Here is a 14,954-nt window from a genome sequence, read left to right on the forward strand (position 1 = left end):
CTTAAACGTTATAACAAAATGAAGAAAGTATTCGTTTCAATTTGCATTGCCAGCACAGTACTTGCAATGTTTTCATGCCGTTCGGTTGAGAAGGCAGTCCCATTGGCTTCAATCAATGGTGAGTGGAATATTATAGAAGTTAACGGCTCGAAAGTAACTCCGGGCGAAAGCAGAACCCTTCCCTTTATTACTTTTGATACAGCGACCGGAAGAGTATCCGGTAACAGTGGATGCAACCGTATGATGGGTAGCTTTGACGTGAATGCCAAGCCGGGCAGCATGGAGCTTAAGGGAATGGCTAGCACCAGAATGATGTGTCCGGACATGACTACCGAGAGAAATGTGTTAGGTGCGCTTGCACAGGTGAAAGGTTATAAGAAAGCCGGTAAGGATAAAATGTTTCTTTGCAATGAGTCCAATCGTCCGGTTGTAGTTCTTGAAAAAAAGGAGGCTGATGTGAAACTATCGGTATTGAACGGAGAATGGAAAATAAAGGAAGTGAATGGTGAAGCAATTCCTTCAGGAATGGAAAAGCAACCTTTCATTGCTTTTGATGTGAAAAAGAAAACACTTCATGGCAATGCCGGATGTAACTTGATTAATGGTGGTTTTGAAACTAGCACTACTAATGCTAAATCAATCTCTTTCCCTGGGGTGGCTAGCACAATGATGGCTTGCCCTGATATGGAAGTGGAAGGTAAGATTCTGAAAGCAATGAATGAAGTAAAGTCGTTCGATAAACTTTCCGGTGGTGGAATCGGTTTGTATGACGCAAATAATGCGTTGGTGATTGTACTTGAAAAGTAAGATATACGTATTATATTAAATAGGTATGCCTGTGTCGCACATAACGATACAGGCATATTTTTTATTCCTTTATGATCTATTCTTTTGCTTTATTGAACCAGAGCTGTTTCCATTTGTTTAATGAGTCGATAGCTGTCTGGCTTCTATGTGACTTGACAGCAGTCATTTCGATTTAAAACTGTCGTTTTGGCAGAAAATATGTCACGTATTCGTCCGATTTCTTTTTGGCACATGGTTTGTTTTTTAATCAGCGTCCGTTTGAAAGCCCTTACAAAGAGAAAGAAAACAACCGGACAAAAAGAAATTGAATAATAATAAATAAAAAGAATAACGATCATGGGAAAAATTATTGGTATTGACTTAGGAACAACAAACTCTTGTGTTGCCGTATTTGAGGGCAACGAACCTGTAGTAATTGCAAACAGTGAAGGTAAGCGTACAACTCCTTCTGTGGTTGCATTTGTAGATGGCGGCGAACGTAAAGTAGGTGATCCTGCTAAACGTCAGGCTATTACTAACCCGACACGTACGATCTTCTCTATCAAACGTTTTATGGGTGAAAACTGGGATCAGGTGCAGAAAGAGGTTACACGTGTTCCTTATAAAGTAGTGAAAGGTGACAACAACACTCCGCGTGTAGATATTGACGGTCGTCTGTACACTCCGCAAGAAATCTCTGCAATGATTCTTCAGAAGATGAAGAAGACTGCTGAAGATTATCTGGGACAAGAAGTTACAGAAGCTGTTATCACCGTTCCTGCATATTTCTCCGACTCTCAACGTCAGGCTACTAAAGAAGCCGGACAGATTGCAGGTCTGGAAGTAAAACGTATTGTTAACGAACCGACAGCTGCAGCTCTTGCATACGGTCTGGACAAGGCTCACAAAGATATGAAGATTGCTGTATTCGACCTTGGTGGTGGTACTTTTGATATCTCTATCCTCGAATTTGGTGGTGGTGTATTCGAAGTCCTTTCTACTAACGGTGATACTCACTTGGGTGGTGATGACTTCGACCAGGTAATCATCAACTGGCTGGTACAGGAATTCAAAAATGACGAAGGTGCTGACTTGACTCAGGACCCGATGGCTTTGCAGCGTCTGAAAGAAGCTGCTGAAAAGGCTAAGATTGAACTTTCTTCTTCAACAAGCACAGAAATCAACTTGCCGTACATTATGCCGGTAAACGGTGTGCCCAAGCATTTGGTGAAGACTTTGACTCGTGCAAAATTCGAATCATTGGCTCACGGATTGATTCAGGCTTGTCTGGAACCATGTAAGAAAGCAATGAGCGACGCTGGTTTGAGCAACTCCGATATTGATGAAGTAATCCTTGTAGGTGGTTCTTCCCGTATCCCTGCCGTACAGAAATTGGTAGAAGATTTCTTCGGAAAGACTCCTTCTAAAGGCGTGAACCCGGATGAAGTAGTAGCTGTTGGTGCTGCTGTACAGGGTGCTGTTTTGACAGACGAAATCAAAGGTGTGGTATTGTTGGATGTTACTCCGTTGTCAATGGGTATCGAAACACTGGGGGGTGTGATGACGAAATTGATTGATGCTAATACAACAATTCCGGCTCGTAAGAGTGAGACCTTCTCTACTGCTGCCGATAATCAGAGTGAAGTAACTATTCATGTATTGCAGGGAGAACGTCCGATGGCTGCTCAGAATAAGTCAATTGGTCAGTTCAACTTGTCAGGTATCGCTCCGGCTCGTCGTGGTGTTCCTCAGATTGAGGTTACATTCGATATCGATGCAAACGGTATCTTGAAGGTATCTGCTAAGGATAAGGCTACAGGTAAAGAACAGGCAATCCGTATCGAAGCTTCCAGCGGTTTGAGCAAGGAAGAAATCGAAAAGATGAAGGCTGAAGCTGAAGCTAATGCAGAAGCAGACAAGAAAGAACGTGAAAAGATCGATAAGCTGAATCAGGCTGACAGCGTGATTTTCCAGACAGAAAATCAGTTGAAGGAATTGGGTGATAAGTTGCCTGCTGATAAGAAAGCTCCGATTGAAGCTGCTTTGCAGAAACTGAAAGATGCTCACAAATCTCAGGATTTAGCTGCTATTGATACTGCTATGGCAGAAATCAATACTGTTTTCCAGGCTGCAAGTGCTGAGATGTACGCTCAAGGCGGAGCTCAGGGCGGTGCACAGGCTGGTCCTGATATGAATGCAGGTCAGGATAATAGCAAGCATGGTGGCGATAATGTACAGGATGCTGACTTCGAGGAAGTCAAATGATTCCGATAAGGATACAGATAATAAACAATAAGCAAAAGCGTGCAGCTCAATGAGTTGCACGCTTTTTGCGTTTATGGGGGTCATGGTTGCTATGTGTTTTCTATGGGCTTTTTTATCTCTTATTTGCGACATGTTTGCGACACGTCTTATTTGGCGATAAGGTACAACTTAAATTGATATAAACCATTTAAAACGAGAAGAATATGCCAAGAGGAAATTACATCATTCAAAGAAGTTGCGAGGAGTGCGGTAAAATCTTTACTCCTCCGACATTAGTGTCGAAGTATTGTTGCCCTGCTTGTTCCAAGAGGGCGTATAAGAAAAGACAAATCGCAAAAGAGAAAGAAGCGATACGCCAAGCACTGATTAGACGAATACCATCCAGTAAGGGGTATCTAACCGTAAAGGAAGCTATGCTGATTTACGGAATTAGTAAAGACGTTCTTTATCGTATGATACGGCAAGGCTTGATACCGTCATACAATTTTGGTCAGCGTCTGATACGCCTTAGTCGGCAGTATATGGATGAACACTTCAAAACAAAGGCAGGGAGTAGAAAGAGAAAAAAGGAGGCATTGTCCTTTGAACCCAAAGATTGTTACACCATCGGAGAGATCGCAAAGAAGTTCCATATCAATGACAGCAGTGTGTTTAAGCACATGCGCCGTCATTCTATTCCTACACGCCAAATCGGTAACTATGTTTATGTTCCCAAATCTGAAATTGATAAATTGTATAAGTCGTTATGAAGAAAGCATTACCCAATACCAAAGTGACCGTCAAACTCAGAAGGTCGAATTATAAAGAAGAGTGGTATCTGATTATAGAGTCATACCCAGTGTATAAGCGAGGTTCTAAACGGGCAAGCCGTGTGGTGGAATCTATCAACAGAACTATATCCACACCCATTTGGGATAAGTCATCCATAGCACGAATCTTGCCGGATGGAACATTCAACTATAAGCCTAAACGTGATTTGAATGGAATTATCCAATGCCGTTCAACGATAGACCAAGAGGCTTGCATCTATGCCGACAATGTGCGGAAGTTACGGCAGCATGAATACGATAGTGCCATCCTATACACTGATAAGGAAAACGAAATCGCTGCACAGAATGAGCGGAGCGAACAGGATTTTATCAAGTATTTCAATCGTATTATAAGCACACGTCATCCCAATAGTTCCGATTCGATTATAGTCAACTGGAGGCGTGTAGGTGAATTATTGAAAATGTATTCACAAGGGCAACCAATTCCATTCAAGGCGATTTCCGTTAAACTGCTTGAAGATATAAAGATGTTCCTTCTCCGTGCTCCAATGGGAGGGAATAAGAAAGGTACTATCTCACAAAACACGGCATCAACCTATTTTTCCATACTTAAAGCCGGACTGAAACAGGCGTTCATTGATGAATATCTGACCGTTGATATAAGCGCGAAAGTAAAGGGAATAACAAACATAGAGAAGCCTCGTGTTGCGCTTACCATGAATGAAGTGCAAATGTTGGTTGATACTCCTTGCAAGGATGATGTTTTGAAACGTGCGTTCTTGTTCTCTATTCTCACTGGATTGCGGCATAGTGATATTCAAACTTTGAAATGGAAACAAATTCAGCAAACAAGCAAAGGTACATGGCAAGCAGTAGTAATTCAGCAAAAGACAAAAAGGCCCGATTACAAGCCAGTCATTCAACAGGCACTTCAACTATGCGGCATACGTCCAGACGATGATGAAGCACTTGTTTTTGAAGGATTGACTGATGCCTCTTGGATTTCTCGCCCGTTGAAAGTCTGGATAGAAGCATCCGGTATCAAGAAGCACATCACCTTCCATTGTGGGCGGCATAGCTATGCTTCGCTGTTGCTGGAAAATGGCGTTGACATATACACCATCAAGTCTTTGATGGGACATACTAACGTCAAAACCACGCAGATTTATACGCATATTGTAAACGAACAAAAAGAGAAAGCCGCCAATACACTGCATATAGAAAATTTGGATTTATAGGTTGTGGTGGTTATATCCACCATTGAGCACCAACGACTTATGTAATACCAATCATATACTTACCACCGTTTACCCCTCATGAAGCATCAACTTTTTGAGGGGTATTTTGTAGTATAGAGGTGTTCAGTAAAGAATGTGTTAGTCCAAACAGTCGTTTATTCCCCTTTTATTATGTTGCCCAATAAATTTTCGTATTAATGAAACTTAAATCTGTCAGTGGTAAATGAGCGGTTGATTGGTGGCGGTCAAGCACCTATTTAGCACCTATAAGCATCCCTATACTTTTGTGGCATAAATTTTAATACGAAGAAAAAATGGCCTATAAAGTAAATTCATTGGAGGAAATGCCGAATGCGTTGTCCTACCTGATTGAGTCCGTAGAAGTACTGCAATCTAAAGTGAATGCCTTGCAGCATAAACAGGCAAGTAACTCACCCAAGTGGATGGATATAGATGAGCTTTGCGCTTATCTGCCATCACATCCTGCCAAACAAACGGTTTATGGATGGGTGTCAACCAAACAGATTCCCGTACATAAAATAAACAAGGCTTTGGCTTTCCTGCAATCAGAGATTGACGATTGGCTGAAGAACAAATCGCACAAGACCCAAGATGACTTAATGGAAGAAGCCAGACGATTTGTCGAATCTAAAAAGATTATCAGATGATGGAAACGACCGACTATTGCTTTTCATTCTTTCGCAAGCCCATTCAAAACATCGAACCGATGAGGGCTATAGGTATTGTGGATGTGTATCGTTATGTCATCGGACATTATGCCCAACCACAAACCGAGAACCTGCGGCAGATGCAGTCCTCTCCCGAAGCCAAAAGGTACAAAGCCACCCATTTTGACTATTGTACTTTTTCGGGATTATTCCGAAAACGGAATGAAAAGGAACTGATTATGCACTCAGGATTGATGTGTTTGGATTTCGATCATGTGGATAACATAGGGAGGTTAAAGCAACAATTACTTAACCATGAGTATTTTGATACAGAACTGTTATTTGTCAGTCCATCCGGTAATGGATTGAAGTGGATAATACCTGTTGATTTGAAAGGCTGGGAACATTCCCGGTACTTCAAGGCTGTTACCAACTGTATCAAAGCGACAGGTTTGCCATTGGTGGATATGTCCGGCAGTGATGTGGCTCGTTCATGCTTCTTACCCTACGACCCACAAGCATATATTAACCCTAAATACAAAGATGATGTCGAAGAAAATATTTTCCGCCCAAGATTGGGAGAATGTCCCTTCTGAAATACAACAGGCACATACACCAAGTATTGCCCCTATATATAATAAGGTGGAGGATGATGTGGAAAGTGTTGTTCGGGAGATAGAACAGTGTGCCATTGATATAGCCCCTCATTATAAAGATTGGGTGGAGTTGGGCTTTGCGCTTGTGGATGGATTGGGAGAGAACGGGCGGGAGTATTACCACCGCATCAGCAGGTTTTACCCTACCTATCAAAAGGAAGAAACGGATAAACAATACACGCATTGTCTGCACTCCAAAGGGCAAGGCATTACTATCCGTTCTTTCTTCCATTTGGCAAATCAAGCTGGAATCTCATTGGCTCCGTTCTTCAAAGAGCATTTATCCATTTTGCCAAATATCCAAAATGGTAAAACGGGTAAATGGATAAAATCAGAAGAAGAACTTCCTACATTTCCTGAATGTGTGTTTGAGCATCTTCCTCCTTTTCTAAATGAGGTTGTCAATAATTCCATTTCGGTAGATGACCGTGATACGATATTAATCGGGGCTATTGTGTGTTTGTCGGTATGCTTTCATAATGTTTGTGGCGTGTACGATGAACGCATTGTTTATCCCAACCTCTATCTGTTTGTTGTAGCGGATGCCGGTATGGGAAAAGGAGCATTGACTCTATGCCGTGAATTGGTAGCCCCCATCAACCGCCATTTGCATGAACTTTCCAAACGATTGGAACAGGAATATAAAGAAGCAATGAACACATATATTAAAGGTAAGAAAACCGATGGAATGGCTATGCCAACTGAACCGCCCATGCGTATGCTCGTGATTCCAGCCAATAGTAGCGCAAGCTCTTTCTTGAAGATATTAGGAGATAATGACGGAATCGGGCTGCTGTTTGAATCGGAGGGCGACACGTTAAGTCAGACTTTGAAATCGGACTACGGCAATTACTCCGATGTGTTGCGAAAGGCATTCCATCATGAATTGGTAAGTTTGAGTAGGCGTAAGGATAGAGAGTATTGTGAAGTAGCCAATCCGAGAGTATCGGTAGCTTTGGCTGGAACTCCAGAACAGGTAAGAAGATTGATACCTGATGCAGAGAACGGATTGATGAGTCGCTTTTGTTTCTATATTATCCGCTTCAAACGAGGTATAAGAAATGTGTTTGCCACAAGCGACATTTCCCAATCCAAGAATGCCATGTTCAAACTGTTGGGAGATAAATTCTGCCATTTACATGAGAATTTTGTACGGCAGGGTAATTATTCCTTTTCTCTTCCCTCTGATTTACAGGAACACTTTATTGAATATCTCAGTCGGGTGAATGAGGAATGTTGTGACGAAGTGGATAACAAGATGCAAGGAGTAGTCAGACGGATGGGACTGATTGCTTATCGTATAATGATGGTGTTGACCGTTGTCCGACATTTGGATAATGTGATTCACAAATCTTCTTCTGACGAGACTGTACAATTGGTTTGCCATGAGTTTGACTATTCCGTAGCCATGAGTATTTGCGACACCCTGCTTTATCATGCCGTATTCATTTATCAGAATTTGTCAGGAAATCAGTCTAAACGATTCAATACCGTTTCGCAAGAGACAGGCGTTTATGCACGAAGGAACACCCTTTATAATATGTTGCCTGACACTTTCACAAAGAAAGATTATGATGCGGCGGTTTTAACTTTGGGCGAGAATGGAAGTACGGCAAACAAGTGGATAGAAGCCTTTATCAAAGATGGCAAACTAAGCCGAATAGAACAAGGGAAATATAGGAAGATTTTTTGAGTGGCAAGTTTGTGTTTTAGTGTCACTAAAACCTATGCGGCAAGCGGATAGAACAGCCACTCTCAAAAAATCAATTTATGAACATAAAAGTTTAGATAAGTATGAAGGATAAGAAACTTGGTGGTCGCCCTAAGTTGGCGAGTTATCAGAAACGCACGAAATGTTTTCGGGTAATGTTTACCGAGAACGACTACATTTATATCCAATCCAAAGCGGAGCAGGCTGGATTGTCTGTCAATGAATTTTGCCATCAGGCTGCAATGGATTGTCAAGTCTGTCAACGCATCAGTCCTGAAATGGTATCGGCTATTCGTGACCTTTCCGGTATCGCCAATAATGTCAATCAGATTGCCCACCAGATGCACACTTATGGTTTGGAAGCTGTCAAGCAACAATGCTTCTCAATCATATCAGAAGTCAATAGAATCATCACCCAAGTGAAGAACAACTGCCATGATAGCAAAGATTAAAACAAGAACCGATTTTGGAGGAATAGTGAATTACGCCAATGACCAAAAGAACAAGAAAAAGAGTGCCACACTTTTGGCACACGAAGGAGTCTGCACCATTAGTAATAAAGCCATCGCTGATTTTTTTCAGATACAAGCATCCATGCGCCCGAAAGTAAAAAGTCCGGTGAAACACGTATCACTTGCTTTTTCTTCGCAAGACATTAGCCGTTTTCCCGATAATGAAGAAGGAGATGCGCTGATGGTGGAGATTGCCAAGAAATGGATGGAACAAATGGGGATTCGTAATACTCAATATATCATAGCCCGGCATCACGACACGAAACATCCTCATTGCCATTTGGTATTCAATCGGATAGACAATGAAGGCAATCTTATTTCTGACAGCAATGAAAGAATATGCAATGCAAAAGTTTGTCGTGCTTTGACTAAAGAGTATGGATTTTACTTTGCCCCTAAAAATAGTAAAGCCAGAAATAAAAGTCGTTTGCGTCCTCACCAATTACGGAAGTATAATCTTCGTTCTTCAGTTCTTGATGCGCAGGTAAATTCTCGTTCTTGGAATGACTTTATTAGTACGCTCAAAGGTCAGGGCATAGATATGCGTTTTAATCATGCTGAGAACTCTGATAAAATTCGTGGTATATCCTTTTGTATGGATGAATTTAGCATTGCTGGTTCTAAACTTGACCGTGATTTGAGCTTCAACAACCTTTGCACTATGTTGGGTGATGTAGCTGCGGAACTGATTATTCAACCCCATCAAGTCATAACTCCCGGTGGAGGTGGAGGAACCAACAATGAACAAGGCGGGCGGGATGATAAAGACAAGGATAACCAAAGAAGCGAACCTTTTTATAAACCTTCAAAACGTAGAAGATAATGAAAGAAGATGTAATAGCTGCAAATCTTGCAAATTTGCGCCAAAGTATCAGTGAACTGAAAGAGTGTATTGAAAAACAGAATGTCACTGTTTCTAAATCGGAACAATCTGTAAAAGTGGAATTTGATGAAAAGACCATTTATACTGGAATTGCCAAAAGTTTCTGTACTTGCTGGAATGAAGCCTTGTCTGTGATCAAGAAACATATCTGGCAACAGCAGCCTAACACATTGCCGTTTTCGCTATGGTTTCCGAAACTCATTGATTTATTCAAGCAGAAGTCCAAACTTCTTGAATATCTTTATCGGCACGTTTGCGATTACAATCAGAATCGTATAACTATCGAAACTAATACCCGATGTATATTGAAACGGCAGGATGAGATATTAGCAAAAATCAATGAATTGAAAAGCCCTGTAACCGTTATTCCACCTAATATCAGTGGGTTGTTTATATATGGCTATCATATTAAGCTACGATATGTCATGGTCTTCATTGTCGTTATTATGATATGGGCCGTTGCTGTTTCTGTTAGTAGTATGAAGTATAAGGAAGAGAGCTTTGCGTATTATTCTATGTATAGGGCAGTGAAGGAACAGAATCAGAACTTGATAGAAAAGCAGATAGCAATAAAAGGGGAAAATTAGTATATGCTTCTACGTATATACTGTTTGCTCCAATTTATCCCTTTACATTTTAATCAATTGTGAAGGAATTTTTTATATTGGTGTATATTAATATAATTTTAAGAGTTATGATTTACGGATACATTAGAGTAAGCAGTGACAAACAAACTGTAGAAAACCAACGTTTTGAGATAAGTAATTTCTGTAATAATAATGAGTTGACAATTGGCGATTGGATTGAAGAAACTATTAGTGGAACGAAAAATTACACAAAACGACAGCTTGGACGTTTACTGCGTAAAGTACGCAAAGATGATATTATCATCTGTAGTGAGCTTTCACGTCTTGGACGCAATCTTTTTATGATTATGGAAATCTTGAATATCTGTATGACAAAAGAATGTAAGGTATGGACAATTAAAGATAACTATAGACTTGGGGAAGATATACAAAGTAAAGTCCTTGCCTTTGCTTTCGGATTGTCAGCTGAGATTGAACGCAATCTTATCAGTCAACGTACAAAAGAGGCGTTAGCGAGAAAAAAAGCAGAAGGGGCAATGCTCGGACATTGTCGTGGCTTTCGTTGTAGACTTAATCCCAAATGTGCCAACAAGCACGATTATATTGTAAAAGAATTGGCTAAAGGAACAGAAAAAACAGTTATATCTAAAAGATTGAAAGTATCAAAAACTACATTATATCGTTATCTCGTTTATACGGGGCTTCATTTGCCTATAAACTGTCAACAAGAAGGATGGGAAGAGTATGGTATCTATCATTGATTTCTATGTACTACAGAAGCGACCCTCAAAAGAGGGCTTCGATATTGTCATTGGCAATCCACCGTACGGTGCTAAAATTTCATCTATAGACAAAGCATGCTTCAAACATATATTTACATCTGCTCAAACTATACCTAATATACAAAAAGGATCTTTAGATACTTTTTCGCTTTTCATTGATTTAGGTTACCAAATATTACACACTAAAGGAAATGCAATCTTTATTGTTCCACTAAGTGTTACTGCTTCCGATGCAATGTCAGGACTTCATAGACTACTAATAAATCACTGTGACGAAATCTATGTCAGTTCATATGGAGACAGACCACGCCGTATATTTGAAAGTGCAGAACAACAAGTATCCATTATTAGTTTTAAAAAATCCAGCAACAAGGCCACAAGAATTATGACTACGCATATCAACAAACGCTATTCTGATGAATCTCTGTGGTTACTCTTAGATGACCTAAAGTTTGTAAATGCCCTTCATCATATTCGCAATGGGAGAATTCCAAAGATAGGCAATGAAATAGAATTAGGAATATTATGCAAATTAGAGCGTTGTGTCACAACAATAAAAGATGTGTATAAACGAGAAGGTTTACCTATTTATTACCGGAAGGCAGGTGGTAGGTACTATAAAATAATAACTAAGATTCCTACTCATTCTTCTGCAGAAGGGGAATTGAAAGTCAGAGAAAAATATCAAAGTCTTGTAGGAGCAGCCTTGTCAAGTAACCTTTTCTATTGGTTTTGGCTGATACACTCAGATTGGCATAACCTACGATCATCCGAATTAGAAATGTTTCCTATCCCATTCGAATCATTTTCAGATGAAGAACTTGATAAAATAAATACTTTATATGATACTTATCTTAATGATTTATATTCAAAGAGCCAGACAACTAAAACGGGACTGAAATGTTTTTTTGCAAGACAATCTAAAATGCATATTGATGCAATTGATAAATTTATTGGAGAAAAATATGGTTTATCTGAGATTGAAATAAAATTTTTAATCAATTATGACTATCAATATCGAAATGCTGAATAAGCATTAATTCTGAAAGGAAAGATTATGATAATTGGAGGGATTATCCTCCAATTATCATTCATTCTCCAGCCAACCTAAATTCTAATTCGTAATTTTTGATAAAATCGGTTTCCTCCTGCGTCAATCCGTATAGCGGACAGATGTAGTCATCTATCTCATCAATGATGGCTTTGGAGCGTACAATTTTGTATTCCTTGAATGAATCAACATTATAGGTGGACTCTCCAGAAGTTATTCTGATATTAGCTTTTGCCTCTATGTCAGAAAGATAACGAGAATACAACTTGTCAAGATAGTCAATATCCTCAGCTGAGAGCTGTGGAACTGTGAAATTCTCTATCTCGTATGTCTTCCAATTTAAATTATCAGAAAAGATCTGATAGAACCAAAATGACAAACTGCTACTGAGTATGCAGCCAACAGCATCTGCGATTTTGGAATTAGCGAAATAGATAGTTCTCTCTGCTGATGAACCGGTACTATAATTTGTTACGACTTTGAAATATCGCCCTCCTGCAAACCTATATATGATTGGACTCCCTGAAGTCTTGATAAGAGATCCTAACTTTGTATAGTTGAAGAGTTTGTTTAAGATGGTTTTCTCTATTTCAGAACCTATCTTTGGAATACGACCATAAAGTGTTTGCCCTTTCACATCAACAAATTGCAAATTATCAATGAGCCTTTGTAATTCAAACTCATTCCCTCTTCTGTGCATCTTGGTTGAGAAAAGATACTGACATGGCGTTTCAGTCTTCTTAAAAAGAAGTATCGAAGTGTTTACTACAGCGTTCTCAAAAACAGGCTTAGGACGTACTGCATACGATGATATGTATATGGTATCACAGTTTCCCATCAAAAGACGGTGTACGCCTGTTAGGGAATCACTTGATGTCAAGGATATTGGAACGATATAGGCAAAACTCCCATTCTTCCTAAGCAGATTGTATCCCAATTCTATGAATAGTGTATATGTATCAAGAGACCCCTTCTGTAATCCTCGGATGCTATTTGCCGTCACATAGGTATTCTTATAATACCTCTTTGTTTGGTTGTCGTATTTCGCTCCGTACGGTGGATTGCCAATGACAATATCGAAGCCCTTTTTTGAGGGTCGTGAGAAAACATCATGGAACCAGGTATGCCAGAGGAAGAACTGACTGTTTGCAGACAAGTCCATATCTTCAAAATCAATATGAATACCTTGCTCAACGAGTTCCTGCTTTACAATATCTGCAATGTCCTTTCTCAGCTGCATTTTCTTGTCATGTTCAGGGCAAGCGTAATATTCAGTAAGTTTGTCGCGTAGATTTTTGCGATAAACATCTAACATGCTATCAAAGAAAGTTAGACTTTCACCAGCTCCTATTTTCTTTTCTGTCATCGTTGAAAGGTCAACACCCTTATATTGCTCCAGAAGGGAATTCCCCTGCATAATCTTGAAATCAAGGTTAGGCAGAGCCTCTGGTGACTTTTCGTCAACAATCAGTGAGAGCCAGAAACGAAGTCGGGCTATATCCACTGCTCCACGTTCAATGTCAACACCATAAATGTTGTTTTGGATAATGTGACGTTTAATGTTAGCTGCATTCTCTACAATGTTTGGCTCAATAGCAGAACGGCAGAAGAACAGTTCGCGCAGCAATCCCATTGGAAAAGCACCAGAGCCAATTGCAGGGTCGCATATCTTCACATCGTACAGTTTCTGATCAATGTATTCCTTTAATTCGCCCAGCTGGGATGCATCGTGAGTTGTCACAAACTGACGTATACACTCCTTGTCTTCTTCCCTCATGTCTGTTTGCAGATATGCTATCAAGCTTTCTCGGCACATGTACTGCACAATCTCTTTCGGCGTATAGAATGCACCCTTATCCTTGTTGTCCTCCAGCAGGTTTTCAAAGATGCGTCCAAGCATTTCTGGGTCAACGCCCACTTCTGCATCGTTTGGGTCATTTTCATCGATGGTAAAGTTGTACTGCGAGAGCATTGTCAGCAGGCCATTAAAATAGCTGGCAGGAAAATGACTGGGCTTCTTGTCAAGAATGTCACGTTCAAACAGACCGCCGTTCAAATATGGAATACGACAGTTGCGGAAGCCTTCTACTTTTGTGTCGTAAAGGTCGCCCTGATCTGAACGGTTACGGTCTAAACCTTCTGTAAACAAGTCTTCTAATATGTCATCAAGAAAGTTTTCCTTTTGACGTTCATTTGCATTCTTGAAAATATTCAGCATGAAATCACGATCGCCTTCGCCCCATTCCTTGCTTGCAGGAACGCCAAGCCAGCCTTTCTTTTGGAGGAAGTGCAGGAACACAATGCGTCCAAGAAGTTTCTTCACATAGTCACGAATGGGTTTTTCCTCACGGTCACGAATTTTGTCAGCAGCCATACCCGTATGGTCAAAGCCTGTATCAATGAAGTGTTGACGCATTCCGTTTGTAGGGTCAACCATGTAATTGACAAAAGCTTCGTATTGAGCCTTGTACTTCCCAAAGAACTCTTTAGAAAGAGCTTCAACGTTGAATGCATTTTCGATGTCTTTAATTTCAAGAGAATTCCTTTTGTCGTATAGAGCTATGAAGTTGTCAGTTGCCGTGCGGCATGACTGACCAGGCCCCAGCAGGAACGTATAGCGTTTGCTGTCGGTGGATTCTTCTTTGTTGCCACTCTTTCGGCAATAGGTGAAACGCCAATCCCAACGAGTATCATCCTCGTAATGGAACAGCATGAAGGCACAAGAGAATTGATCCATGACAGCACGGATGAGCCGCTGGATGTTCACACGGTTATGCTCCATCATAACCCGGTCGCTGACTGTCACATCGAAAATCTGTAAAGGTTCAACGCCAACATACATCATTCCAACTTGCTTGATGCTGCGTATTCCCGTCGCTTCTGCCAGTTGTCTTCGTTCGGGCTGACTCTCCAAAAGCTCTGTTTCAAAACCATCCTCAAAGTCATCTTCACCGAAAATGGGAAAAATAACATTGTTGAGGAACGAACTCCAGCCTTGATATCGGCTGCTTAAATATTCTTTTAATGACTCCTTATTCATGGGGG

At 40.5% G+C, this 14,954-nt stretch carries 13 protein-coding genes; 12 read left to right on the plus strand and 1 reads right to left on the minus strand.

Annotation, left to right across the window (positions count from 1 at the left end):
- Positions 1-18 precede the first annotated feature (18 nt).
- From NBH01_RS15130 to NBH01_RS15185, 12 genes are all read left to right on the plus strand, one after another.
- On the plus strand, positions 19-807 hold the full coding sequence (locus tag NBH01_RS15130; protein ID WP_008760351.1) for an META domain-containing protein: 789 nt from the start codon (positions 19-21) through the stop codon (positions 805-807).
- 336 nt (positions 808-1,143) lie between these two features.
- Entirely contained in the window at positions 1,144-3,051 is a 1,908-nt protein-coding gene (gene dnaK, locus NBH01_RS15135) for a molecular chaperone DnaK (RefSeq protein ID WP_055217151.1), read from the plus strand.
- A gap of 203 nt (positions 3,052-3,254) precedes the next feature.
- A complete protein-coding gene (locus NBH01_RS15140; RefSeq protein ID WP_005818824.1) occupies positions 3,255-3,800 on the plus strand; it encodes a helix-turn-helix domain-containing protein in 546 nt (181 codons plus the stop codon).
- Positions 3,797-5,059, plus strand: a complete 1,263-nt coding sequence (locus NBH01_RS15145; RefSeq protein ID WP_005818825.1) for a site-specific integrase — start codon at positions 3,797-3,799, stop codon at positions 5,057-5,059. The genes NBH01_RS15140 and NBH01_RS15145 overlap by 4 nt, the downstream gene beginning before the upstream one ends.
- Before the next feature lie 314 nt (positions 5,060-5,373).
- Positions 5,374-5,727: a methylation-associated defense system helix-turn-helix domain-containing protein MAD1 gene (mads1, locus tag NBH01_RS15150; RefSeq protein WP_004313943.1), complete on the plus strand. Its 354-nt coding sequence runs from the start codon at positions 5,374-5,376 to the stop codon at positions 5,725-5,727.
- Positions 5,724-6,323, plus strand: coding sequence for a BT4734/BF3469 family protein (locus NBH01_RS15155; RefSeq protein WP_004313940.1), 600 nt, complete (start codon positions 5,724-5,726; stop codon positions 6,321-6,323). Before mads1 ends, NBH01_RS15155 begins: the two co-directional genes overlap by 4 nt.
- Entirely contained in the window at positions 6,274-8,076 is a 1,803-nt protein-coding gene (locus tag NBH01_RS15160) for a DUF3987 domain-containing protein (RefSeq protein WP_004313939.1), read from the plus strand. The genes NBH01_RS15155 and NBH01_RS15160 overlap by 50 nt, the downstream gene beginning before the upstream one ends.
- Positions 8,077-8,177: 101 nt before the next feature.
- Entirely contained in the window at positions 8,178-8,546 is a 369-nt protein-coding gene (locus NBH01_RS15165; RefSeq protein WP_004313937.1) for a MobC family plasmid mobilization relaxosome protein, read from the plus strand.
- The gene (locus NBH01_RS15170) at positions 8,530-9,429 is read left to right on the plus strand and encodes a relaxase/mobilization nuclease domain-containing protein (RefSeq protein WP_061448680.1); all 900 of its coding nucleotides are present in this window, start codon (positions 8,530-8,532) and stop codon (positions 9,427-9,429) included. The genes NBH01_RS15165 and NBH01_RS15170 overlap by 17 nt, the downstream gene beginning before the upstream one ends.
- Positions 9,429-10,076 (plus strand): hypothetical protein, encoded by a 648-nt coding sequence (locus tag NBH01_RS15175; protein ID WP_004313932.1) that lies wholly within the window; start codon positions 9,429-9,431, stop codon positions 10,074-10,076. Before NBH01_RS15170 ends, NBH01_RS15175 begins: the two co-directional genes overlap by 1 nt.
- Before the next feature lie 107 nt (positions 10,077-10,183).
- On the plus strand, positions 10,184-10,837 hold the full coding sequence (locus NBH01_RS15180) for a master DNA invertase Mpi family serine-type recombinase (RefSeq protein WP_005818830.1): 654 nt from the start codon (positions 10,184-10,186) through the stop codon (positions 10,835-10,837).
- Positions 10,821-11,891, plus strand: coding sequence for an Eco57I restriction-modification methylase domain-containing protein (locus tag NBH01_RS15185; RefSeq protein ID WP_005818831.1), 1,071 nt, complete (start codon positions 10,821-10,823; stop codon positions 11,889-11,891). Before NBH01_RS15180 ends, NBH01_RS15185 begins: the two co-directional genes overlap by 17 nt.
- A 58-nt stretch (positions 11,892-11,949) precedes the next feature.
- On the opposite strand, the gene NBH01_RS15190 is transcribed toward NBH01_RS15185, so the two are convergent.
- Positions 11,950-14,949, minus strand: coding sequence for an Eco57I restriction-modification methylase domain-containing protein (locus tag NBH01_RS15190; protein ID WP_005818833.1), 3,000 nt, complete (start codon positions 14,947-14,949; stop codon positions 11,950-11,952).
- Positions 14,950-14,954 lie beyond the last annotated feature (5 nt).

The sequence above is a fragment of the Bacteroides sp. B1-V-101 genome, from assembly GCF_023656585.1.
In the GTDB taxonomy this organism is placed as follows: Bacteria; Bacteroidota; Bacteroidia; order Bacteroidales; family Bacteroidaceae; genus Bacteroides; species Bacteroides thetaiotaomicron.